The 25,112-nt window shown below is 54.9% G+C and carries 20 protein-coding genes and 1 pseudogene; 13 read left to right on the forward strand and 8 right to left on the reverse strand.

Going from position 1 to position 25,112, the window contains the following annotated elements:
• Positions 1-52 precede the first annotated feature (52 nt).
• On the forward strand, positions 53-4,732 hold the full coding sequence (locus ACS0RQ_RS15325; RefSeq protein WP_271849495.1) for an ATP-dependent helicase: 4,680 nt from the start codon (positions 53-55) through the stop codon (positions 4,730-4,732).
• A gap of 11 nt (positions 4,733-4,743) precedes the next feature.
• On the opposite strand, the gene ACS0RQ_RS15330 is transcribed toward ACS0RQ_RS15325, so the two are convergent.
• A complete protein-coding gene (locus tag ACS0RQ_RS15330) occupies positions 4,744-5,658 on the reverse strand; it encodes a LysR family transcriptional regulator (protein ID WP_271849494.1) in 915 nt (304 codons plus the stop codon).
• 114 nt (positions 5,659-5,772) lie between these two features.
• Between ACS0RQ_RS15330 and ACS0RQ_RS15335 the strand changes: the two genes are divergently transcribed.
• From ACS0RQ_RS15335 to ACS0RQ_RS15345, 3 genes are all read left to right on the forward strand, one after another.
• A complete protein-coding gene (locus ACS0RQ_RS15335) occupies positions 5,773-6,216 on the forward strand; it encodes an ester cyclase (protein ID WP_271849493.1) in 444 nt (147 codons plus the stop codon).
• 117 nt (positions 6,217-6,333) lie between these two features.
• Complete coding sequence (locus ACS0RQ_RS15340) at positions 6,334-7,161, forward strand: hypothetical protein (protein WP_271849492.1); 828 nt, start codon at positions 6,334-6,336, stop codon at positions 7,159-7,161.
• Positions 7,162-7,336: 175 nt separating this feature from the next.
• Entirely contained in the window at positions 7,337-9,730 is a 2,394-nt protein-coding gene (locus tag ACS0RQ_RS15345; RefSeq protein ID WP_271849491.1) for a phosphoketolase family protein, read from the forward strand.
• Between the two features lie 15 nt (positions 9,731-9,745).
• On the opposite strand, the gene ACS0RQ_RS15350 is transcribed toward ACS0RQ_RS15345, so the two are convergent.
• Positions 9,746-10,072, reverse strand: a complete 327-nt coding sequence (locus ACS0RQ_RS15350) for a four-helix bundle copper-binding protein (RefSeq protein ID WP_079496594.1) — start codon at positions 10,070-10,072, stop codon at positions 9,746-9,748.
• A gap of 514 nt (positions 10,073-10,586) precedes the next feature.
• Here ACS0RQ_RS15350 and ACS0RQ_RS15355 point away from each other — a divergent pair.
• The 9 genes from ACS0RQ_RS15355 (at position 10,587) to ACS0RQ_RS15395 (ending at position 16,730) form a co-directional block, all read left to right on the forward strand.
• Positions 10,587-10,760, forward strand: a complete 174-nt coding sequence (locus ACS0RQ_RS15355; RefSeq protein WP_064572407.1) for a con-10 family general stress protein — start codon at positions 10,587-10,589, stop codon at positions 10,758-10,760.
• A 203-nt stretch (positions 10,761-10,963) separates the two neighbouring features.
• On the forward strand, positions 10,964-11,149 hold the full coding sequence (locus tag ACS0RQ_RS15360) for a hypothetical protein (RefSeq protein ID WP_271849490.1): 186 nt from the start codon (positions 10,964-10,966) through the stop codon (positions 11,147-11,149).
• Positions 11,150-11,856: 707 nt separating this feature from the next.
• Entirely contained in the window at positions 11,857-12,039 is a 183-nt protein-coding gene (locus ACS0RQ_RS15365) for a con-10 family general stress protein (RefSeq protein ID WP_271849489.1), read from the forward strand.
• Between the two features lie 103 nt (positions 12,040-12,142).
• A complete protein-coding gene (locus ACS0RQ_RS15370) occupies positions 12,143-12,640 on the forward strand; it encodes a YciE/YciF ferroxidase family protein (RefSeq protein WP_271849488.1) in 498 nt (165 codons plus the stop codon).
• A gap of 72 nt (positions 12,641-12,712) precedes the next feature.
• Complete coding sequence (locus ACS0RQ_RS15375; RefSeq protein ID WP_090084865.1) at positions 12,713-13,219, forward strand: ferritin-like domain-containing protein; 507 nt, start codon at positions 12,713-12,715, stop codon at positions 13,217-13,219.
• Between the two features lie 21 nt (positions 13,220-13,240).
• On the forward strand, positions 13,241-14,116 hold the full coding sequence (locus tag ACS0RQ_RS15380; protein WP_039079290.1) for a manganese catalase family protein: 876 nt from the start codon (positions 13,241-13,243) through the stop codon (positions 14,114-14,116).
• Positions 14,117-14,185: 69 nt separating this feature from the next.
• Positions 14,186-15,586: a cytochrome ubiquinol oxidase subunit I gene (locus ACS0RQ_RS15385; RefSeq protein WP_271849487.1), complete on the forward strand. Its 1,401-nt coding sequence runs from the start codon at positions 14,186-14,188 to the stop codon at positions 15,584-15,586.
• A complete protein-coding gene (gene cydB / locus ACS0RQ_RS15390; RefSeq protein WP_271849486.1) occupies positions 15,586-16,596 on the forward strand; it encodes a cytochrome d ubiquinol oxidase subunit II in 1,011 nt (336 codons plus the stop codon). Before ACS0RQ_RS15385 ends, cydB begins: the two co-directional genes overlap by 1 nt.
• Complete coding sequence (locus ACS0RQ_RS15395) at positions 16,596-16,730, forward strand: DUF2474 domain-containing protein (RefSeq protein WP_083381231.1); 135 nt, start codon at positions 16,596-16,598, stop codon at positions 16,728-16,730. The genes cydB and ACS0RQ_RS15395 overlap by 1 nt, the downstream gene beginning before the upstream one ends.
• A 14-nt stretch (positions 16,731-16,744) precedes the next feature.
• Here ACS0RQ_RS15395 and ACS0RQ_RS15400 read toward each other — a convergent pair whose 3' ends face one another.
• The 6 genes and pseudogenes from ACS0RQ_RS15400 to fdhF form a co-directional block, all read right to left on the reverse strand.
• Positions 16,745-17,239 (reverse strand): 2-oxo-tetronate isomerase, encoded by a 495-nt coding sequence (locus ACS0RQ_RS15400; protein ID WP_271849485.1) that lies wholly within the window; start codon positions 17,237-17,239, stop codon positions 16,745-16,747.
• 60 nt (positions 17,240-17,299) lie between these two features.
• On the reverse strand, positions 17,300-18,493 hold the full coding sequence (locus ACS0RQ_RS15405) for a zinc-dependent alcohol dehydrogenase (protein WP_271849484.1): 1,194 nt from the start codon (positions 18,491-18,493) through the stop codon (positions 17,300-17,302).
• A 276-nt stretch (positions 18,494-18,769) separates the two neighbouring features.
• Entirely contained in the window at positions 18,770-19,753 is a 984-nt protein-coding gene (locus ACS0RQ_RS15410) for a cytochrome d ubiquinol oxidase subunit II (RefSeq protein WP_271849483.1), read from the reverse strand.
• Positions 19,750-21,132 (reverse strand): cytochrome ubiquinol oxidase subunit I, encoded by a 1,383-nt coding sequence (locus ACS0RQ_RS15415; RefSeq protein WP_271849482.1) that lies wholly within the window; start codon positions 21,130-21,132, stop codon positions 19,750-19,752. Before ACS0RQ_RS15415 ends, ACS0RQ_RS15410 begins: the two co-directional genes overlap by 4 nt.
• Before the next feature lies 1 nt (position 21,133).
• Positions 21,134-21,613 carry a helical membrane plugin domain-containing protein gene (locus tag ACS0RQ_RS15420; RefSeq protein WP_039079297.1) on the reverse strand — a complete coding sequence of 160 codons (480 nt, stop codon included), beginning with the start codon at positions 21,611-21,613 and terminating at the stop codon, positions 21,134-21,136.
• A pseudogene (fdhF, locus tag ACS0RQ_RS15425) lies at positions 21,613-24,584 on the reverse strand (formate dehydrogenase subunit alpha). The gene ACS0RQ_RS15420 and the pseudogene fdhF overlap by 1 nt, the downstream one beginning before the upstream one ends.
• Between the last annotated feature and the right edge of the window lie 528 nt (positions 24,585-25,112).

Genomic DNA, 25,112 nt, shown 5'->3' on the forward strand with positions numbered 1-25,112 from the left:
TCTATCCTTATCACTATTCCGGCCGCGGCAGACATCACAGGGAGCAGGAAAGATGTCAAAGAAAACCATTTTACCCTCCGTACTGGCTGAGATCTTTTCGCCCGCCACCCGCGACTGGTTTGTCAGCGCTTTTCAGCACCCCACGCCGGTACAGGCGCAAACATGGGCGGCAACCAATGCCGGGGAACATGTGCTCGCCATCGCGCCTACCGGTTCAGGTAAAACGCTGGCGGCCTTTCTCTACGCCCTGGACCAGCTTTATCGTGAAGGTGACGCCCCCGCTGAGGAGGCCGTCGAGAGAAAAAAAACCACGCGCATTCTCTATATCTCGCCGATAAAAGCCCTGGGCAGCGACATACAGCGCAACTTACAGATCCCGTTACAGGGCATCAGCGAACAGCGGAAAAAACACGGCGCGCCGGAAGTGGCAATCCGCGTGGCGATGCGCACAGGCGACACCTCTTCTCAGGAGCGGGCAACACTTGTACGCCATCCTCCTGATATCCTCATCACCACGCCGGAGTCGCTCTACCTGATGCTCACCTCCAGGGCACGTGAAACATTGCGCGGTGTCGAAACGGTTATCGTCGATGAAGTCCATGCGGTGGCGGGCAACAAACGCGGCGCGCATCTGGCCCTCAGCCTGGAGCGGTTAGATGCCCTGCTTGCCAGACCAGCCCAGCGTATTGGCCTGTCCGCGACGGTGCGTTCACCGGGCGATGTTGCGCAGTTTCTGGGGGGCGATCGTCCTGTTACCGTGGTCAACCCACCAGCCCTTCGCCATCCGGACATTCGTATTGTGGTGCCCGTTGCCAATCTGGATGACGTCCTCTCCACCAGCGCCGGAACCGGGGAAATCAGCCACGCGGGCAGAGAAGGCTCCATCTGGCCGCATATCGAATCCGGTATCCTCGACCAGGTACTCAGCCACAACTCAACCATTGTGTTTACCAACTCCCGTGGTCTTGCGGAAAAACTGACTGCCCGGCTCAATGAGCTCTATGCCTCACGCATGGCAGAAGCGCCCGAAGAACAAAGCGACTCTGCGCACTTTGTTTCGTCCTCCGGGGCGACATCCAACCGTGCACAAACCGGGCAGGTGTTTATCGCCCGTTCGCATCATGGCTCCGTATCAAAAGAACAAAGGGCCATCACGGAACAGGCGCTGAAATCCGGGGAATTGCGCTGCGTGGTCGCCACATCAAGCCTTGAACTGGGGATTGATATGGGGGCAGTGGATCTGGTGATTCAGATTGCCTCCCCCCTTTCTGTTGCCAGCGGCTTGCAGCGTATCGGCCGCGCCGGACATCAGGTGGGCGGTACATCGAAAGCCCTTTTCTATCCGCGCACCCGGCGTGAGCTGATTGATTCCACGGTCGTGGTCGACTGTATGCTGGCGGGTAAACTTGAGACCCTGACCCCGCCGCGAAATCCCCTTGATGTGCTGGCCCAGCAAACTGTCGCCGCCGTCGCCATGGATGCGCTGAATGTGGATGACTGGTATGCCACCGTTTGTCGCGCAGCGCCGTGGAAAGAGCTGCCGCGGGATGTCTTTGACGCCACGCTCGATATGCTGGCGGGACGCTATCCTTCCGGTGATTTCTCTGCTTTCCGGCCACGGATTATCTGGCAGCGGGAGAGCGGCCAGCTCACCGCCCGCCCCGGCGCGCATCTGCTGGCGGTGACCAGCGGCGGCACCATCCCTGACCGGGGAATGTTCAGCGTCCTGCTCCCGGAAGGGGAAGAACAGCCAGGTGCCCGGCGGGTGGGCGAGCTTGATGAAGAGATGGTCTACGAGTCACGCGTCAATGACATCATCACCCTGGGGGCCACCTCCTGGCGCATCCAGCAAATTACTCACGATCAGGTGATTGTGACCCCGGCCCCCGGTCGCTCCGCCAGGCTGCCGTTCTGGCGCGGCGAAGGGAACGGGCGTCCCGCCGAACTCGGCGAACTGATCGGCGATTTTCTGCATGCCCTTGCCGACGAGGCATTTCTCGCCTCACCCAATGCACTCGCCTTGCCGGGGTTAAGCCACGATGAAAACGCGCTTGCCAACATCAAAGGGCTCATTGAGGAGCAACGTAGTGCCACGCGGATCATTCCGGGCAGCCGACATCTGGTGCTGGAGCGCTGTCGCGATGAAATGGGCGACTGGCGCGTCATCCTGCATTCGCCGTATGGCCGTCGGGTACATGAGCCCTGGGCGCTGGCGATTGCCGGACGTCTTCACGCGTTATGGGGGGCAGACGCCTCAATTGTCGCCAGTGATGACGGTATCGTCGCCAGGCTACCGGATACCGAGGGAAAAACGCCGGACGCCGACGTTTTTCTTTTCGAACCCGAAAAATTAGGCCGACTTGTCCGGGATGCGGTAGGCAACTCTGCGTTATTTGCCGCCCGTTTTCGCGAGTGCGCCGCACGCGCATTGCTTATGCCAGGGCGTACACCTGGCCGTCGCTCCCCCCTCTGGCAACAGCGCCTGCGTGCGGGTCAGTTGCTGGAGATCGCACGCGGCTATGCGGATTTCCCCATTTTGCTGGAAACCGTACGCGAGTGTCTGCAGGACGTGTACGACCTGCCCGCGCTGGACAGACTGATGCGCCGCCTGAACACCGGGGAAGTGCAGATTTCCGGGGTGACGACGACCACTCCGTCACCTTTCGCCGCCAGCCTGCTCTTTGGCTATGTGGCAGAATTTATGTATGAGTCCGATGCCCCGCTCGCCGAGCGCCGGGCCTCGGTATTGTCTCTGGATAGCGAACTGCTGGGAAACTTGCTGGGCCAGGCCGATCCAGGTGAACTGCTCGATCCGTTGGTCATTCGACAGATCGACGATGAGTTGCAGCGTCTGGCCCCCGATCGCAAAGCCCGTGGCAAAGAAGGCCTTTTTGACCTGCTGCGCGAACTGGGCCCGATGAGTCCAGACGATCTCGCCGCGCGCCACCGGGAGAGCCAGGATGCGGTTAACCTCTGGCTGGAGGAACTGCTGGCGGAACGGCGCGCCTTTGTGGTCACGATTGGCGAAAGCCAGCGCATCGCCTGTATGGACGATGCCGCACGGCTTCGGGATGCGCTGGGGGTACGGTTGCCTGCGGATCTGCCCGACATCTGGCTTAATCCGGTGGCGACCCCGCTCGCTGACTTATTTTTGCGCTATGTTCAGACCCACACGTTGTTTACCGTCCAGCAGATCGCCCACGCCTTCGGCCTTGGCGTCGCCGTGGCGCAAGAGGCGCTGGAAAAATTGCGCGGCCAGGGCAAAGTGATGCGCCTGCGCGCCGGGAAACCCGCACAGCCAGACGCGCGCTCCCCCTCAGACTGGGTGGGTGAAGAGATTTTCCGTCGCCTGCGTATCCGCTCGCTGCAGGCGGCCCGCGAAGCGACACGCCCGGTCCCGGCGACGGCTTTTACCCGCCTGCTGCTGGAGCGCCAGGGGTTGCTTGCCGGGTCTGATGGCAGCCCGGCGTTTCATAGCAACTTATCCGGCGGCGTGTTTGAAGGCGTTGACGGCGTCCTGCGCGTTATCGAGCAACTGGCCGGACTGGGCTTACCGGCTACGCTGTGGGAAAGCCAGATTTTACCCGCACGCGTGCGGGACTACGCCCCGGAGATGCTTGATGAGCTGCTTTCAACGGGCGAAGTGATCTGGTCCGGGCAGAAGAAACTCGGTGACGATGACGGGCTGGTCGCCCTGCATATCCAGGAGTATGCAGCGGAAACCCTGAGCGTGCCGCACGCAGACAGCGCGGCTTTCTCTCCGCTACAGCGGGACATTCTGGCGGCACTTGCCAACGGCGGAGCCTGGTTCGCCCATCAGCTTAGCGCGCTTATTGATTCGCACCGCGCCCCAGACGATGAGACGCTGACGCCGGATGCCCTGCATGAAGCGCTGTGGGGGCTGGTCTGGCTGGGGTATATCACCACCGATATCTGGTCGCCTCTGCGCGCGTTATCCCGCATGGGGAGCACGTCCCGCCCGTCATCTCAGCGTCGCGTTCGAAGCCGACGCGGGCGTCCGGCGCTGGCGCCCCACCCGGCCAGGGTGGTGCACATGTCGTTCAGTACGCCGACACTTGCCGGGCGCTGGTCGTTGTTGTTCGCCGATAAACTCAGTGACACCGAATGGTTACTTGCGCTGGCAGACAATATGCTCGACCGCTACGGCATAGTCAGCCGACGGGCGGTGATGATGGAGAACCTGCCTGGCGGTTTTCCGGCGATGCAGACCGTCTATCGCAATATGGAAGATGCCGGGCGTATTCTGCGCGGGCGTTTTGTAGAAGGGATGGGCGGCACGCAATTTGCCGAACGGCTGACCATTGACCGTCTGCGCGAACTGTCGACGACACAACCTGAAAAAGCCGTCTTCACGCCTGTCGCGCTGTCTGCCAGTGATCCGGCGACCCCCTTCGGTACGCAACTGCCGTGGCCGGCTCATCCTTCCTCGCTGGTGCCGACTCGCCGCAATGGCGCGCTGATTGTGATTGCCGGGGGCATATTGCGCCTCTACCTTGCTCAGGGCGGCAAAAAAATGATTGTCTGGATGGACGATGACGAGGCCATCGCCGGGCAGGTCTTCCGCGCGCTGGCGGTTGCGCTGCACCGGGAGCCGCGTCTGCACTTCACGCTGGAGGAGATTAACGACACGCCTGTACGCCAGATGCCGCTCTTTACCCTGCTGCGGGAGGTCGGTTTTTCGAGCTCACCGCGCGGGCTGGACTGGGGTTAGTCCCCCTTTTGTTACATCAGTTCGCTGGCACAGGCGCATATCAGCTTACGCAGCCACTTTTGCGCACTCCCCCCGTCGGAACGGCGGTGCCAGAGCAAATTGAACTCAATGGCGGGCAGTGCGACAGGCGGCGTCAGCATCACCACATCCCTGCTCTGCTCGCTGGCGAGCACGCTACGCCTGAGTACCGTCGCGACATAATGGGTCTGCTGAACAATGGAGGAAACAGCAACCATGACCGGTAAGGTCAGGCGGATCTCCCGGCGTAACCCTTTGGCCCTGAGCCACTCGTCCACAAGGCCATAGTGGCTCCCCTCCGGGGAGACAAGGATGTGCCCCATGCTGAGATAGGTTTCGAGCGTCATGCCATCGCGTGCCGCATCGCTGTCACGCCGCACCAGGGTGACAAACTCATCGCTGAAAAGCGGCTGTGAGAGGATGCGGCTTTCTGATTGGGTCGGCGCGATGCCGATGACCAGATCAACTTTGCCGGCATCCAGCATCGACACCGCTTCATCACGATCAACAAACGTATGCACATGGATCGTCACCCCAGGCGCCTGCTGGCTGATGGCGCGCATAATACCCGGCAGCAACACCAGCGTTGGGTACTCGGACATCCCCAGCGTAAAGGCGATTTTTTTCTCCTGCGGCGCGAAGGCGTCATCCGGCGTCAGCAGGTTTGTCAGCTCCTGCAGCGCTTTCGTCACATGGACTGCAATCTCCTTCGCCCTGGCCGTCGGCACCAGACCAGAGGCGCTGCGAATAAAGAGCGGGTCGGCAAAATGGCTTCGCAGGCGCGACAGCGCCGCGCTCATCGCAGGCTGACTCACCGAGGCCCGAATAGCCGCGCGGGTGACATTCTGCTCTTCCATCAGCGCATCAAAGGCCACCAGAAGATTCAGATCAAGCCCTCTAAAATCCATAGAACGAATATTCCTCTATATCTGTTATCTATTTCATTTATACCATCTACCGGTGGGATACTGGCGGCGTATTAAAGCATTTCCCCAAAAAGCGTCCCAGCCAGAGGTAAAACCATGTCAGACCATGAAGAAATCGCCCATCGCCTTTTGACAGAACGTAAAGCCGTCGAAACGCTCTACCAGGCCTTTAGCCTGCAACAGCCGGATTTAGTTAATGAGGCCGTTACCGCAGACTGGTCCGATATCCCGTTAGCGCCCGGCCAGCAACCAGGACCGGAAGGACTCAAGCCAATCATAGCGATGTTTACCGCGGCGTTCCCGGATGTTCGTATCGTTATTCATGACTTAATCCAGGTTCCGGGGCAGATTGCCGTGCGCGCCGAGATAACCGGTACGCATAAAGGCACCTTTATGGGGATTGCCGCGACGGGTAAAAAAGTGAGCATTCGCCTGCATGAGATGCATCAACTTAACGGTGAGCGGATTACGACCACCTGGCATATGGAAGACTGGCTCGGTCTGTTCATGCAGTTAGGTCAGTTTCCGCCACAACCCTGACTCCCCCGCCTTTTCGCATCCTCTCCTGGCGCAACGCCCTGAGAGGGTGTGAATAGTGTTAAAGCATTCCGTTAAGCGTGCCGTTAACAGAAAGAATGGACCTCCGGAGTGATACGCATGCTACGACCAACCCTCACAGGTAATGCCCGCTTTTCGTTATCCACCGCGACATCGGACACGACGTCCCGAAACCGCGAACAAAATCCAGTGTCCGCGCAGCCACAGCAGACAACGGCCACCGCGGATAGCACGGTCTCGTTAAGCCAACAGGCGAAAGATTACTACACTAATCTGCAAAACGACCTTGAAGCCGTTAACCGGTTGAATGAGTTCAGCGCCGCCTCACGCAAAGCCGACGCGCGCGCAAAACTGGAAGCGATAAAGCGAGAAATTGAACGTCTTAAAGCCATGCTGATGCGTTTTGGCAATGCCTCTGCTTACGTCCTTAAACAGCTTAAACAACTCTCGGCCCAGATGGGTCAGGCGGCATCGCAACTCGGGCAAAGTGACAGCACCAGTACAAGCAATAGCGCCGACACAACGAACAGCGGTACGGCGGCGTACAGTGCTATTCAGTCCCTGACAGACGGCAATGCCGGGAGCAAAACTGACGCTGTGGCCGCTGCACACGCCGCCGACGACGGCCAGGAAAACCACAAGTCAGCGAGTGATGACAGCGAAACCAGTGATAGCACTGGCCCGACGCAATCGCTTTATAGTGGTATCCGTGAACAGTTGCAGGAGAGCGACTCACGGCATAAAGATGCGCAGCTATTAAAAGATGTCGTGCGTGAACTGCGCTCATTGTTGTCGATGATCAAAAGCAAAATGCGCGATGAAGACAAGGATGACCGCGACGTGAAAAAGGATATCGATGCGGTGCAACAGCAGCTTAATACCGGGGATCAGGCCATACAGCAGGTGGGCTTTCAGAGTATCGTCTGACCGCTGTCAATCCGAAGCTCCCCCACCGCTCACCCTCCTCGTTCAAATCCGCACGCCGGTGCGGATGTTTCCATCCTTGCGGCGTGATGCCGTCGCCAAAATCACCCTGTCTATACTTGGCCTGTACTGCGTCTGAATCTGCGTGGCACGCATAACCCCTTGCATGGAGAATTGCATGACCCAGATAAACTCACTTACCGACCATGATCTCACCTTGCTTGACCGTTACTGGCGAGCAGCCAATTATCTCTCCGTCGGGCAAATTTACCTGATGGACAATCCGCTCTTACGCGAGCCCCTCAAACCAGAACACATCAAACCCCGTCTGCTGGGACACTGGGGAACCACGCCGGGTCTGAACTTTATTTATGCCCACCTGAACCGTGCCATTCGTCAGCGCGATCTCGATATGCTGTATGTGTGCGGCCCCGGACATGGCGGGCCGGGTATGGTGGCCAATACCTGGCTTGAAGGCACCTACAGCGAAATCTACCCCGACGTTACCCCCGATGGCGAAGGCATGAAAAAGCTGTTTCGCCAGTTTTCCTTCCCCGGCGGGATCCCCAGCCATGCGGCACCGGAAACGCCCGGTTCCATTAACGAAGGGGGCGAGCTGGGTTATTCACTTTCCCATGCTTTCGGTGCCGTGTTCGATAACCCAACGCTGATTGCCGCCTGTGTCATTGGTGATGGTGAAGCAGAAACCGGGCCACTCGCCTCAAGCTGGCACGGTATTAAATTCCTCAATGCCGCCCGCGATGGCGCAGTTCTACCCATACTGCATCTCAATGGCTATAAAATTGCTAACCCGACCATTCTCGGTCGCGCCAGCGATGAAGACCTGCGCCAGTTATTCCGTGGCTATGGCTACGAACCGCTGTTGGTTAGCGGCCACGAGCCAAAAATCATGCACCACCAAATGGCCCAGGTGCTGGACGACGCGCTGGATACCATTCGTGATTACCAACACGCGGCGCGAAACGGCGGTGCCGCAGCGTCCGTGCCGCGCTGGCCGCTGATTATCCTTCGCAGCCCCAAAGGATGGACCGGTCCACAAACGGTTGACGGTAAAAAAGTGGAGAATTTCTGGCGCGCGCATCAGGTTCCGGTTTCATCGTGCCGCGAAAATGAAGAACACCGACACATCCTGGAACACTGGATGCGCAGCTACCATCCCGACGATCTCTTTGATGAGCAGGGACGCCTGCATCCAGAACTGCGTGCCCTTGCCCCGACAGGCGATAAACGGATGGGAGCCTCGCCCTGGGCGAATGGCGGTCGGCTGCGCAAAGACCTGATCATACCTGAGCTGGCGCCGTACGCCGTAGAGGTCACCTCTCCGGGCGATAGCCAGGCAGAATCCACCGCCGCACTGGGAGCGTGGCTTGCAGGTATTTTTCAGCGTAACCCGGATAATTTTCGCCTGTTCGGCCCGGATGAGACCGCATCGAACCGGCTAAGCCGCGTTTTTGACGTCACCAGCCGTACATGGCTGGAACCGCTTAAATCGTATGATGAGCAACTTGCGCCCGATGGCCGTGTTATGGAAATCCTCAGCGAACATCAGTGTCAGGGGTGGCTTGAGGGGTATCTGCTGACCGGACGTCACGGTCTGTTCAATTGCTATGAAGCGTTCATTCATATTGTCGACTCCATGTTTAATCAGCATGCCAAATGGTTGAAGGTGTCACGCCATCTGCCCTGGCGCGCGCCGATATCGTCCCTCAACTACCTGCTCTCTTCCCATGTCTGGCGGCAGGATCATAACGGTTACAGCCATCAGGATCCGGGTTTTCTCGATCATGTCGCCAACAAGAAAGCCGAGATTGTCCGTATTTATCTGCCGCCGGATGCCAATACGTTACTGTGCGTAGCCGGGCACTGCCTGCAAACCTGGGATCGCATTAATGTCATTGTGGCCGGAAAACAGCCCGCCCCGCAGTGGCTGACGCTGGATGGTGCGGCAAAACACTGTGCCGCCGGGATGGGCATCTGGTACTGGGCCGGTACGGTATCGGAAGGCGAAGCGCCGGATGTGGTCATGGCCTGTGCGGGCGATGTGCCGACAATGGAAACACTTGCTGCCGTCAACCTTCTGCGTAGTTATCTGCCAGAACTGCGTATCCAGGTGGTGAACGTGGTGGACTTAATGGCGCTACAGACGCAGGAGCAACACCCGCATGGCCTGAGTGAACAGGCTTTTGATGCGATTTTTACGCGTGATAAACCGGTTATCTTCGCCTTTCACGGCTATCCAAGTCTGATTCACCGTCTCACTTACCTGCGTAACAATCATCAAAATTTTCATGTTCGCGGCTTTATGGAAGAAGGCACCACCACGACACCCTTTGATATGACGGTACTTAACGGGCTCGACCGTTTCCATCTGGCACAGGAGGCACTTTTGCGCATACCGTCTTTGCAGGGAAATGTGGAAGATATTCTGGAGGCGTTACAACAGAAGATTGCCGCGCACCATCAATATGTTCGGGAATATGGTGAGGATCTTCCTGAGGTGCAAAACTGGAAATGGCCTTCCCAACAAGGGGAAGGCACAGTTCCCGAGTAACTTAATATCGGGATCTCAGGCGACCATTTGCAGGCACGCTTGCGCACAGGCCCGACAGGCCTGTGCACATTGCTGGCAATGTGCGTGCTGATGCCTGCCACACTCTTCCGCACAGGCTCTGCAAACATCCACGCAAATTCGGCAAAGCGGCATAATATGGTCGCTTTCCAGCGTCATAAATTGAGCCACCAGGCGACACAGCGCGGAACACTGCACATCCAGCTTGATGCAATTTCGCATCATCGCAAGGTCGTCTTCGTTCAGACAGCTTGCGGCACAATGCTCGCAGGCGATGGCACACTGATAACAGGCATCGATACAGTCTTGATGTTCGGAATGCATATTCGTCTCCTCATGTTGGTAAGCGACTCACGTCATCTGACATTCGCCCTCTCACGCAAAATCAACTTCTTATGTTCCGATGTCACACTCAGCCACGGCGTATTAAAAAGGCGTAACACGTCAAAAACGCAAAATGGCATATTCAATAAGCCATCGATTTAATACACAGTTCTTACTGAGCGTAGAATTTGTGCGCACAACATTTGTAAAGATTTGTATATATGCAGATTTAATGGCAGAAAAAACCAGTAACATCCCACAACAAATAACGAATGTAATGAATATTCCTGAATTAAATTTCTCGCCAACTCTATTGATTCAATAACGTTTTATTTTTGCTGCATCTTTTTATTTTTAGAAATCAAATAAATTACTCTCCTCTCTTTGCGACAAAATGTTTCTGCGTTGCGCTTTGACGAATTTACACGAACAGCTAGAGTTAATTCCTGAACGCGATTGATACGGTATTTGTTGTCGTATCGATTATATCAAAAACCCATACGGGAGATATAGAATGGCGGAACATAGAGGCGGCTCAGGTAATTTCGCAGAAGACCGTGAGAAAGCATCCGAAGCAGGGAAAAAAGGCGGACAGCACAGTGGGGGTAATTTTAAAAATGACCCTGAACGTGCTTCTGAAGCCGGTAAAAAAGGTGGCCAGAACAGCCACAGCGGTGATAAAAAATAGTGTTTATTTTATCACCACGCTTAATACTCATTGAGCGTCAATAAACGAGTCGGTAACGGCTCGTTTACTTTTTTTAGAAGCTTACTGACGACTTTACTGATAACACTTAACCCTCTGCAAGCAAGGAATTTATAAGATGAAGTCATTGACTCTGATACTGCAATGTACACGCAGCCAAACCGTAAAAAACAAGAGGGCTTTTCATGCCTGCAAAAGATACGCCACCACAAGATGAATTGATAAGCGCAGATAATACCGCCGTTAATTCACCCGCTATCATCACTATTCACTACTCCGACAACGACGATATACCGCTTCGTCTTGCCCCATGGCAGTTACGTCTGGTGAAATGTTTAGCCAATCGTAAGCTATCGAATGAAGAAGAATAAAAGCAACAGGTTTTCAGCGTTCTTCTCACCCCCTTTCTCCTTATTATTCTGTAACGGCCTGGTTTTATTGCATACCGGACCAGATTAGCGCCTCATCACGCATTTATTTATCTCTTACTGACCGGTTCAGGCACTGTCCGAATGCGACCAGCTAGTAAGTTTCCTGCTTAATCAGCATAAGGAACATGTCATTACCACCAGATGCAGGGGAAATCCCTCTGCATCTGCGGTTGTGTGCCTCTATTAGCGATCGTACCCAATTCTGCTGTTTCGCTTACTTTGCGGAGCAGGATATGAACCACCCCTAAAGAGGTATCTTTGTCATTTATCAGTAATTTATTGGGCACCCCCTCTACTGAGATAAGTCTTAAAATGATTAAAATACGTTATCAATCGCAGACAAAAAACAGGCGAGAAATGTCAATTAATGTCAAGAAAAGTCACCTGGATCCCTGGTTTTAATAGATAGTAACGTCCGTTATTAATGACTTTGCATTGAACATTGACTTAACCCCCTTATTTGAAAAGATATATGCTAAATACCACTACCGCTTAAAATAAAACCACGAGGTTAATTTTTATTCGATAATAAGTTTACCGCTTCGCTTTGACTAATTTCAGTACTCGGCTAGTTTTGAATACGAACACCGACGACATGAGATGCAAAATATGTCGTTTTATTTAAACAACGAAACTGGAGAAATAACATGGCTGAACATCGTGGCGGTTCTGGTAATTTCGCAGAAAATCGTGAAAAAGCATCCGAAGCAGGTCGTAAAGGTGGTCAACATAGCGGCGGTAATTTTAAAAATGATCCGCAGCGCGCTTCTGAAGCAGGTAAAAAAGGCGGTCAACAAAGCCATGGCGGCGGCCGCAAATCGGGTGACTAATTTTTCACCGATTTATTAAATTTCACGTTTGGTTTAATAGCGATACAGATAGCGAGTCGGTTTCGGCTCGCTATTATTTTCGCTGACCTCGAGGGTAATATTTATGCAGATCAATTCACTGACTGATTTCTTTATCCATGGCCTGTCTGATATTTACAGTGCAGAAAAGCAGCTCACTCGTGCATTATCGAAACTTGCCCGCGAATCGTCGAATGCTGAACTCGCTGACGCGTTTAAAAAACATTATGAAGAAACGCAGGGGCAAATTGAGCGTCTCGACCAGCTCATTGAAGCCGAACCGAATATCAAGCTCAAGCGTATGAAATGCCATGCGATGGAAGGGCTTATTGACGAAGCAAATGAAGTTATCGAAGCCACAGAAAAAGGCAGTGTTCGTGATGCCGGGCTTATTGCCGCTGCGCAAAAAGTTGAACATTATGAAATTGCTTCTTACGGCACGCTCTGTACGCTGGCAAATCAATTAGGGCTTAAAAAAGCCTATGACCTGCTTTCCGCGACGCTTGAAGAAGAAAAAACCACCGATAATCTTCTCACTAAAATTGCCACCTCATCGATTAATAAAAAAGCCGAAGGCAAATAGACGCCCTCGTTATGCATTCGCTTAATTTCACTTACTGGTAAGTAAAAATGACGACGATGAAAGGAAAAGAACATGACCCCACAAGAGAATTATCACGACTGGTTGCGCGATGCCCACGCGATGGAAAAACAGGCCGAGTCAATGCTCAGCGCCATGAGCAAGCGTATCGATAATTATCCGGATCTGCGTGCGCGAATTGAACAACACCTGACGGAGACTCAGGGGCAGATCACCCTCCTTGAAGAGGTGCTTGATCGCAACGGCATCAACCGCTCCATCATGAAAGATGCCACCAGTAAAATGAGCGCCATGGGTCAGGCCGCAGGCGGCATGTTCGCCTCTGATGAGATCGTAAAAGGCGCAATTAGCAGCTACGTTTTCGAGCAGTTCGAAATCGCCTGTTATACCTCATTAATCAGCGCGGCCAAAAAGGTTGGCGACACCGCAAGCGTCGCGACCTTTGAGCAAATCCTCGCCCAGGAAGAGGCCATGGCCGATTGGGCACTTAAACATCTGCCGGATGTGACCGAACAATTTTTACTGCGTGACGCCGCCGACGGCGTAGAAGCAAAAAAATAACACGACACATCAGGAGAGACTATGTTTCGACACGTTAAACAGCTGCAATATACCGTTCGCGTCAGTGAGCCGAATCCCGGTCTGGCCAACCTTTTACTGGAACAGTTCGGTGGCCCGCAAGGCGAATTAGCCGCAGCCTGCCGTTATTTTACCCAGGGGCTGGGGGATGATGATGTTGGTCGCAAAGAGATGCTAATGGACATCGCTACCGAAGAACTGAGCCACCTGGAAATCATCGGCTCTCTCGTGGGAATGCTTAATAAAGGCGCAAAAGGCGAGCTTGCAGAGGGGACGGAGAACGAAGCAGAGCTTTACCGTTCGTTAACGCAGAACGGGAACGACAGCCATGTGACCTCCCTGCTCTACGGCGGCGGCCCGGCTTTAACGAACTCTGCGGGTTATCCCTGGACCGCGGCGTATATTGACACCATTGGTGAAGTGACGGCGGATCTGCGTTCGAATATCGCTGCCGAAGCACGTGCTAAAATTATCTATGAGCGCCTGATTAACGTCACTGATGATCCGGGAGTGAAAGACGCGCTGAGTTTCTTAATGACCCGTGAAGCCGCGCATATGCTCTCCTTTGAGAAAGCGCTCTATTCGATTCGCAACAATTTCCCGCCGGGTAAATTGCCGCCTATCGAACAGTACACCAATGTCTATTACAACATGTCCGAAGGGGACGACCCGCGTGGCAGTTGGAATAGTGATGAAAACTTTGAGTACGTTGCCGATCCGCAGCCTGCCGTTGACGGCGGCGATGGTTTAGCCTCTGTCACGCTCAGCAAAGAGCAGCAGGCGCTGGTGAAAGCCATGGCTAAACGTACCCAATCTGACCCTTCGGTCGACCCCCTTACCGGAGCCGAGCTCGGAAATGGGGAACCACAACCCAAATAACATCAGCAGTCGCATGCCTGTGTTATTCACCCCTTAGCCAAGGGGTGTTTTTTTGATAAGGGGATCGTGATGTTTGAATTAGATGCCTTTCATCTGGCAAGAATACAATTCGCTTTTACGGTCTCTTTTCATATTCTCTTTCCGGCTATCACGATTGGGCTTGCCAGCTATCTCGTGGTGCTGGAGGGGTTATGGTTAAAGACCAAAAACCCTGACTGGCGTGCCTTGTATCATTTCTGGTTAAAAATCTTTGCGGTTAACTTTGGGATGGGGGTGGTATCCGGTCTGGTCATGGCCTATCAGTTCGGAACCAACTGGAGCGGTTTTTCGCAATTTGCCGGGAGTATTACCGGCCCCTTACTGACCTATGAAGTGTTGACGGCCTTTTTCCTTGAGGCCGGGTTTTTAGGGGTAATGCTATTTGGCTGGAATAAGGTAGGCCCCGGTCTGCACTTCTTCGCGACCTGTATGGTGGCGCTCGGCACGCTGATGTCCACCTTTTGGATCCTGGCGTCCAATAGCTGGATGCACACGCCACAGGGGTTTTCGATTGTAAATGGTCAGGTGGTGCCCACCGACTGGTTTGCGGTCATCTTCAATCCCTCTTTCCCTTACCGTTTACTGCATATGACGATTGCCGCCTTTTTAAGTAGCGCCCTCTTTGTCGGCGCCTCTGCGGCCTGGCACTTATTGCGGGGCAATGACACCCCCGCCATCAGAAAGATGTTATCGATGGCGATGTGGATGGCGCTGGTCGTCGCCCCGGTGCAGGCCTTTGTGGGCGATATGCATGGGCTTAACACCCTTGAGCATCAACCGGCCAAAATAGCCGCCATTGAAGGACACTGGGAAAACCCGCCAGGCGAAGCCACTCCTTTATTACTTTTCGGCCTGCCGGATATGGAGGAAGAGCGCACACGTTACGCCGTTGCCATTCCCGCGCTGGGCAGTCTGATTCTTACTCACTCCTTGCATGACCAGGTTCCGGCGCTAAAAGACTTCCCGAAGGCTGACAGGCCAAACTCCACTATTGTTTTCTGGTCTTTCCGCCTGATGGTCGGGATGGGGCTGCTGATGATAGCACTGGGTATTCTGTCGCTGTGGCTGCGATACCGACACCGCTTGTATACCTCAAGACCTTTTCTGCATTTCGCGCTGTGGATGGGGCCGGCTGGTCTTGTCGCCCTGCTTGCCGGATGGGTGACAACGGAATCAGGCCGCCAGCCCTGGGTGGTCTATGGTCTCCTGCGTACGATTGACGCCGTCTCGTTACACAGTACATTGCAGATGAGCCTGAGTCTGGCGACATTTATTATCGTCTACACCTCCGTCTTCGGTGTGGGATATGGCTATATCGCACGCCTGATTAAAAAAGGCCCGCAGCCGTGGGATGAACACCCCACCGACGGCAGACCTGCACGCCCGCTCTCTGCGGCTGGCGAGAGCTTACAGACCGGGGAGAGAAAATAATGGGTATCGACTTATCGCTTATCTGGTTTGTCATTATTGTCTTCGCCACACTGATGTATATCGTGATGGACGGCTTTGATCTTGGCATTGGCATTCTTTTTCCCCTGATCACGGACGAAGGGGAACGGGACGTCATGGTCAATAGCGTCGCACCGGTCTGGGATGGCAATGAAACCTGGCTGGTGCTGGGGGGCGCCGGGCTTTTTGGGGCGTTCCCCCTCGCCTATGCGGTGATCACCGACGCCCTGGCTATTCCCCTGACGCTGATGCTCATCGGCCTTATTTTTCGCGGCGTGGCCTTTGAGTTTCGCTTTAAAGCGACACCCCACCATAAGCCCTTTTGGGACAAAGCCTTTCTCGCAGGCTCTCTGCTTGCCACCTTTACGCAGGGGGTAGTCGTTGGCGCGGTGATCAATGGTTTTACCGTCACGGGCCGCACCTTTAGCGGCGGCGCGCTGGACTGGCTTACGGCATTCAACCTGTTTTGCGGTCTTGGGCTGGTGATTACCTATGGCTTGCTTGGCGCAAGCTGGCTGGTGATGAAAAGCGCGGGCGCGTTGCAGCAAAAAATGCGGGTGGCCGCCAGGACATTACTTCTCGGTTTACTGCTGGCCATGGCGATTGTCAGTCTCTGGACACCGCTCACCCACGAGGCGATCGCGGCGCGCTGGTTTAGCTTCCCTAATCTCTGGTTTTTTGCGCCCGTTCCGTTGCTGGTACTGATTTTAAGCGTGGGGTTATGGCGTACCTTACATAACCCGCAACACCATACCCTGCCTTTTATATTGACCCTGGGGTTAATTTTCCTCGGTTTTAGCGGACTCGGCATCAGTATATGGCCAAATATTATTCCGCCTGATATTTCGCTATGGCAGGCGGCATCACCGCCGCAAAGTCAGGGATTCATGTTGGTGGGGGCGCTACTGATTATTCCCGTCATCCTTGTCTATACCTTCTGGAGCTATTATGTGTTCCGTGGGAAAATTGAACATGGGGAGGGTTATCATTGATGAACAGTAAACAAAGCGGCGCAGTGAAAAAAGTGATGTGGTTTATTTTACTGTGGTTTGGCAGTGTGCTGGCGTTATTTATCGCCAGCACACTGATTAAATTATTGATGACGATGGCAGGTCTGCATACCTGACGAAAGAAATGCGCTTACTGATCATCCGCTAATAGCATAATTAAGGTGCCTAATGAATAACTGGCGGCCTGTTTTATAACCGATTCACTGTCACCTTCAAAATGTTTTACTTTAGCGACAATGACATTGTCAGGAAGTTGCCAGGCAAACCAGACCGTCCCGGCCGGGGTGCCATCTTCACCGCCATCCGGCCCGGCATAACCGCTGACGGCCAGGCTGACATCCGCGCCGGAATGGGCGATAGCGCCGCATGCCATCTCCTTCACCGTCTGTTCACTTACCGCGGTATGGGCTGAAATTGTCTCTTCTTTGACGCCCAGCACCGTGATCTTCGCGCCATCCGTATAGGTGATAAATCCACAGCCATAAAACGAGGGCGTATCGTCAGAAGCACAGAGCGCCGAGGCGATTAACCCACCGGTGCAGGATTCAGCCGTCGTCAATCGTAACTTCTTTTCAGTGAGCAAGCGCCCCAGTTCATTGGCGATAGATAAAGCGGGTGTTGTCATTATTTTCCTCCTGTCATTGAAATAGCAAATGGCGGTTGCACAGGCGACCGCCGTTTTCCATCAAAGGGTTGCTTTCTCCGCGCTCATGCCCGGCACCAGAATAACCTTACGGCACTCCTCCTGGCGCTTATCGAAGATTTCATAGCCCCGCGCCGCCTCTTCAAGGGGAAGATGATGGGTCACAATCTCTTCCGGGGAGAGGTGCCCCTGGTCGATAAGTTCAAGTAAATCAGGCAGGAAAGCATGGACGTGGGTTTGCCCCATTTTGAAGGTCAGCCCTTTATCAAAGGCATCGCCAAACATAAATCCGTGGATAAATCCGGCATAGACGCCGGGCACGCTGACAATACCGCCACGGCGCACGGCTGCGATAGCTTGCCGGAGGACCTTGCCGCTACTGCCTTCAATCTTGAGGTTGCTCATGACGGTCTCGGTCAGGCTGCCTTTCGCTTCAAAGCCAACCGCATCGATCACCGCATCGACACCACGGTGCCCCGCCGTGTTTTCAATGATCCAGGCGGCGGGATCATCATTCTTATCGAAATTAATGGGAATGGCGCCATAGCGTTGGTGGGCATACGCCAGCCGATAATCATTGTGATCAATGATAAAAATCTGCTCGGCCCCATTCAGTCGCGCACATGCCGCCGTCAGTAGTCCTACCGGTCCTGCGCCGTAGATGGCCACGCTTGACCCCTTTTTTATCTCCGCGTTTTTCACAGCCTGCCAGGCCGTTGGCAGGATATCGGAGAGGAAAAGCACTTTTTCATCCGGCAAGTGTGCGGGGACTTTAAACGGCCCGGTATTGGCTTTCGGGACGCGAACATACTCCGCCTGCCCGCCAGGAATACCGCCATAGAGGTCACTGTAGCCAAACAGGGCCGCGGGCGGCGTAATGCTCTTACGGTTCAGTGCGGCGCCCTTCCCGCTGTTGGTGTTTTCGCAGGCGGAGTATTGCTGCAGTCGGCAAAAAAAACAGTCGCCGCAGGCAATCACAAACGGGATAACAACGCGGTCCCCTTTACTGACATTTTTGACTTCCGGGCCCGCTTCAACCACTTCGCCCATAAATTCATGACCAAAAATATCACCATGATGGGTGCCCGGTATTTTACCGTGATAGAGGTGCAAATCTGAGCCGCAAATAGCCGTTGCGGTTACACGCAGAATAATATCATCCGGGGCCTCAAGACCTGGGTCGGGCAGCGTATCCACTTTAACGTTATGAGGTCCATGATAGGCGAGTGCTTTCATAGGCGCGTCTCCTGATTAACGGCTTTGAATAAACAGAACGGTAAATGTTAGGTATTAATCTGAATTATCTGCCGCCTTTTATTAAGGCTGCATCGATTACGCTCCATCTTATTTACCCATTAAGAATATAAAGGATAGAACAAAAATAAAGTTTCCATTCATAGTTCCTCCCCGTAGACAATAAAATAAAAACAACAAGCGTAGCGGAATATGTTTTGAAAAAATCAGTCTATTTATTCACCATAGCGAAAATGTCTGTTTTTTATTAGCAGGCAGCTAATGTATCTTGCCGCTAAATACGCGAAAGACCCAGGTGTTATAGGCTAAGGTTATCGGCGCCAGCAGGCCAAAACAGAGGAGAAGAAACTGTTGCGTCTGCACCGGCGCCGCCGCCTGTTGAATCAGGAGATTCACGGGCACAATAAAAGGGAACAACGTAAAGGCCAGCGCCGCGAACGCACAACTGACCAGTATCTGAATTGCCGCCATCGGCAAGAACAGGTGTTGCCCTGAAAGACCGATCCACAGCACGGCAAGCCCGGCAGCCGCAATGGTTAACAGCGGCCCCCACAGCCAGGGGTTCAGAAGATGCTGCCGCCAGGCCTCATGAAGAAAAAAGGTCCAGACCAGTAACCCGGTCACAAGAACCAGCGTCAGTGCGCTAAGCCAGGGAATAGCGCGCCTTGCCCGGTATTCCAGACTGCCCGTACAACGCCAGTTCAGCCATCCTGCCCCCATCAGGCAGTAGCCCGTAATCAGGGCAATGCTGCAAAAGAGAGGGAAAGGGCTCAGCCATTCCCACCCCGTCCCGGTAAACTGTTGACCGTCGTTGGGGATCCCCATAATCAGACTGCCAATGATGACGCCCTGAGAGATGCTTGCCAGTAATGAACCGCCCACCAGCATCGTGTCGAAGAGGCGTGGCGCATAGTGCCGATATTCAATGGCCATGCCACGCGCCACAAGCGCCAGCAGCATCATAAAGACCGGCACATACAGCGCGCTAAGCGTAATAGCATAGGCCAGCGGAAACAGCCCCAGCAGGCCCCCTGCCGCCAGCACCAGCCAGGTTTCATTACCATCCCATACGGGCAACAAGGAGAGATTAAGCTGATGGCGGGCGTCGGCATCGCGCTGGAATGCGCATAACATGCCCGTACCTAAGTCGGCGCCATCAAGTAAAACATAGACCCACAGGCTCCCCGCCAGCGCCGTAGCGGAGAGGGTCTGTAACCAGGGCAGCCCCAGAAGTTCACTCATTCTGCGCCCCCCTGCCCTGTACGCCTGGCGACATCCGGCATTGCCCCTTCTTCGTCCCGTTGCGGCGGGCGTGACACAATGCGCAGCAAAAACCACAGCCCGAGCCCAAACAGCGCGAGATAGACCGTCACAATACATACCAGAGAACCCAGCACCAGCGATGGCGATACGGGCGAGGCGCTCTCAGCCGTGCGCAGCAGACCGTACACAGTCCACGGCTGTCGCCCGGCTTCGGTCACCACCCACCCGGCCAGCATGGCGACAAACCCCGCCGGGGCCATCAGCACCATCAGACGAAGCAGCCAGCGTGTGTGAAACAGACGGCGGCGCAGGCGCACCACCAGGCCGGCAACCCCGGCAAAAGTCATCAGCAGCCCCAACCCAACCATCACCCGAAACGACCAGAAGACCAACGGAACCCAGGGCAACGTATCCTGGGGGTACTGATTGAGGCTATGAATTGTTCCCTGCAAATTGTGGCGCAGGTACAGGGAACCCACATCCGGTATCGCCACCTCATAGTGGTTGCGGCGGGCCGCCATATCCGGTATGGCAAACAGGCGCATCGGCTCGCCCTCGCCGGGCGGCGGCGGGTTCCAGTTGCCTTCAATAGCCGCCAGTTTCACCGGCTGATGATCGCGCGTGTTTTCACCGTGCAGATCGCCCAATACGATTTGCAGGGGGGCCATTACGACCAGCATCCACATGGCGAGAGAAAACATATGCCGTGCCGCCGGATGGCGTGCATCGCGCAACAAATGCCACGCCCCGCAGGCCGCCACCAGGCAGGCGGTGCCGAGCATGGCGGCCGCGACCATATGCGCCATCCGCCACGGAAACGAAGGGTTGATAATCGCCGCCCACCAGTCGACAGGCTCAAAACGCCCCTCTGCACCTATCACAAAGCCATCCGGTGTCTGCATCCATGAATTTGCCGCGAGGATCCAGAAGGCGCTGAAAAACGATCCCAGCGCCACAATAGAGGTCGCCATAAAGTGGACCCACGGGCGTACCTTGCCCATCCCGAATAGCATAACCCCCATAAATCCGGCCTCAAGGAAAAAGGCCACCAGCACTTCCATATAGAGCATCGGGCCCAGCACGGCCCCCGTGCGGCTGGCAAGCCCGCTCCAGTTGGTGCCGAAGGAAAACTCCATCACCACACCCGTCACCACGCCAACCGCCACATTCAGGGCAAATATTTTGCTCCAGTAGCGCCACAGGCTCAGCCAGACCTGCTGCTTTCGCCAGAGCCACAGACCTTCAAGCACCATCAAAAATTGCGCCAGCCCAAGGGTAAAGGCGGCCAGCACAATATGAAAGCCGATGGTAAACGCAAACTGACCACGAGCCAGCAGCAGTGCGGTTTCCGGGCTCATGCTAGGCGTCGCTGGGTTTGCCGGTATATGAAGAGATGGGCTTATCGACCTGCTCCTCCATCCGGCGGGAAAAGGCTTTAAGCCCGTTAAGAACAGGCTGCAACGAGCGCCACAGGTCGTCATCCTGCAACATTTTCCAGACTCCCTGCACGCCGGGCGCCTTTTGCTCGCGGGTCTGTTCAGGCTGGCTCAGCGCATCTGCCATATCCCGCAGGCCAAAAGCCAGTTTATAGACCCGATCCGGCGGTAGAGAGGAGAGCGCCAGAACAATGACCGACACATTCTGGATGACATTGAGTGTGCCTTCCCGTTGCAGCCCCTTCACCAGAACCTGCGCAACCTCGTTATTCGCTGCCACCAGATCGTTGACTAAACGCAATACACCATGCTGGTGCAAGGTCTCCAGCAGACGTTCCAGTTCGTCGTGGGCGTCCGGCCCGATTTTTGCCGGTTCCGGCTGATACTCTATCGATTTCGCCATCAGAATCTCTCCGGATGTGGTTCATGCGCCGGTGGCTCGTCATAATCATCACGACGCCATTTCTCCTCCACGGGCACTTTGTTAATGGGGTGCGCTTGCCGTGGCGGAAATTGTGTGCGGGTAAGGGGCCAGGGTGAGCAGGCCGTTGCAGCGGCTGCAACTGAACGGCGATTTCTTTATAGGCAGGCGTATTCACCGCCGGATCGTGATGCTCGCCGGTCAGTTGATTAATCCCCGGCTTGCCCTGATGGATAGAGATGAAAAGCACGTTACCCTGCACCCGGTCCGTCACGACAATCGGGACATCAAGCGTTCCCCTGCGCGAGCTCAGCCTCACCCAGTCGCCCTCATTCAGGCTGCGTCCCGCCGCCAGTTCGGGGCTCACCTCTACATACCATTCGGGCGAGAGGCTGATCGTCCGCCCCCCTCTGCCGCTCTGGTTGGTCGACTGGAAGTGTTCGAGCATGCGGCCATTGTTCAGGATAAGGTCAAATTCGGCGTCAGCCTCTTCCGCAGGCGGCTGCCAGCTCAGGGGATAAAGACGGGCACGTCCGTCGGGGAATTTAAAGCGCTCGGTGTAAAGTAATGGCGTACTGACGCCCTCAGGGCTCACCGGCCAAATCTGTGATTTCCAGCCTTCCAGGCGCGCGTAGCTGACCCCGGCAAAACTTTCGGCAATCTTTGCCACTTCGTCCATGATCTGCCCCGGATGGGTATAACCCCAGTCATACCCCATTTTCGCGGCCAGTTGCGTGAGGATAAGCCAGTCCGGTCGGCTGTCGCCGAGCGGCGGCATCACCGGATAAAACCGCTGGATGCGTCGCTCGGTATTGACGTAGGTGCCCTCTTTTTCCACGCTCGGGCACCCCGGCAATACCACATCGGCAAACTGCGCCGTGCGGCTGAGAAAGAGATCCTGCACCACCAGGAAATCGAGCTCCGTAAAGCCCTGATGCACATTGGTTGTGTCCGCGTCAGAAAAGGCGGTCTCCTCACCGATAACATACATCGCGCGAAGTTGATCGCTGGCCGCCAGCTTGACCATCATAAAATTGTCCTCACCCACGTCGAGTGAGAGTTTTTCTGGTGCCACGCCCCATGCCCGCGCCCACTTCTCGCGCACCTGCGGGTCGCTGACCGATTCGTACCCCGGATAGAAATTTTTCAGGCATCCGAAATCACTGGCCCCCTGTACGTTGTTGTGACCACGCATCGGGTAGCCCCCCGTTCCGGGGCGGCCATAGTTACCGGTCACCAGCAGCAGGTTGGACAACGCCGTACTGGTATCCGCGCCATGACTGTGTTGCGTTATCCCCATCGCCCACAGGATGCACATGCTTCCCGCCAGGCCTATCAGTTCCGCCGCTTCGCGCAGCGTGTTTTCCTGGATACCGGTAATTTGCGCGGCATAGTCCAGGGTAAACGGGGCCAGCGAATGGCGATACGCCTCCACGTCATTCACGCGTGCGGCAAGAAACGCCTCGTCGGCATAACCGTGGTCAAACATGTAGCGCGACATCGCGGATGCCCATACCAGGTCGGTGCCTGGGTGGATACGCAAATGCAGATCGGCGCGTTCTGCCATCTCATGACGGCGCGGATCGACAACCAGCAATTTTTGTCCACGGTGTTTGCGGGCGGATTTCAGTTTCGAGGCAATAACCGGGTGGTTCTCTGCCGTGTTGCTGCCCACAATCACAATCAGTTCCGCCTGTTCCAGGTCGTGTATCGTGCCTGCATCGCCGCCATAACCTACCGTGCGAAAAAGCCCCTCGGTCGCCGGGTTCTGGCAATAGCGCGATGAGTTGTCGACACTGTTCGTGCCGATGATCAGTCGCGCGATTTTTTGCGTCAGGTAAGCCTCTTCATTGCTGCCTTTACTGGAGCCTATAAAGCCAATGCTGTCCGGCCCTGTTTCATCACGGATAGCCAGCAGGCGTTGCGCGACGAGGGTGAGCGCCTCCTCCCAACTTGCCGGGCGAAAACGGTCATTTTCGCGGATAAGCGGCGTGGTCAGGCGTTCCGGGCTATTGATGAAATCCCACGCGAACTTGCCCTTCACACAGGTCGAAATGCCATTCACCGGCGCATCAATCACCGGCTGCACTTTAAGGAGATGCCGGTCGCGGGTCCACATTTCGAAACTGCACCCCACGCCGCAGTAAGTACAGACCGTCTTGGTGCGTTTGATCTCCGGCTGTCGCAGATGGGTATCAATAACCGAAATGCCGGAAATAATTTCTGCCCCGGTGGCATTCTCCAGCGTTTTGATAACATCAATCAGCGGACGTTTCAGGGACTGGCGCATAGAGGTGAACGGACCGGCATCGGGCTGCATGGTTTTTTCGAGCAGCGCGTTACACGGGCAGACCGTGACGCAGTGACCGCAACTGACACAGCTTGAGCCCGCGATGCGGTTACCGCCGTCCCATAACACGCGCGGATGTTCCATCGTGTAATCGATGCTCAGCGTCTCGTTGACTTCAACGTTCTGGCAGGCCTCCACGCAGCGCCCGCACAGGATGCATTGATCGGGGTCATAGGTGTAAAACGGATTGGATTCGTCTTTCACATAAGGCTTGCGCTGGAAAGGGTAACGCTGGATAGGGATATGCATGTCCACCATGGTGTTATGCAGCGTGCAGTCACCGGTATTGTGTTCGCAGACGGTGCAATAGAGTTCATGCTTTGCCAGCAGGCGATCCATCCCCTCCTCTCTGGCGGCACTCGCATGTTGGTCGGCGCTATTGATGACCATCCCATCCTGGCTACGCAATGTACAGCCTCTGACCAGCGTCCCCTCCTGTTCAACCCAGCAGACATCGCAGGTTTGCAGCGGTTCCAGCGCCTGGTGATAGCAGACGTGGGGCAAGGTGATATGGCAGGCATCAAGAAAATCGATAAGCGGCATGTCCGCCGGGCCGACAAGGGCCTTGCCGTCGTAAATGACGGTACATTTTTGCAGGCTCATTTTGCTTCCTCAGACCAGTCATGTACGCGCACTCCCGTTTGGTAAAATGCGTTACGTCTTATCCTCATGAATAACGCGTTTTTACTCACGCCATGGGTGACGTATCTGTTATGGCAGTTAAAAAGAGTTTTTCTAAACCGAGTGGCAAAGCCGGGAATATTCCGTCTGTCTGTTTGTTGTTAAAAAATCGTAGTGAAAAAAACACTGTCGCTCTAAAAAAGAGTATGAGCAAACGTTACAAAACGAAGCGGTAAAATTGTGCCAGAGCGATAGAGAAAATGGCTTTCGGTAATGGCATCAATATGCCGTTTATTCGCCCGCGTTAATGCATCTGATTATAGATACCCGAATCAGCTAAATGGTGCAGACAGGCTCACCCTCAAAAAATGCGTAAGACTCCCGCTCACGACAAAATCACAACTCATTGACTATAAAATATAAAAGGCCACACAGCGTGGCCTTTAGACTCTTCTATTTTTTATCCGGATCAGGTTTTTTATCACCAGACTCCGGTGCTTCACGGGGATC

Source organism: Phytobacter diazotrophicus, assembly GCF_052061655.1.
GTDB classification, from domain to species: Bacteria; Pseudomonadota; Gammaproteobacteria; order Enterobacterales; family Enterobacteriaceae; genus Phytobacter; species Phytobacter diazotrophicus.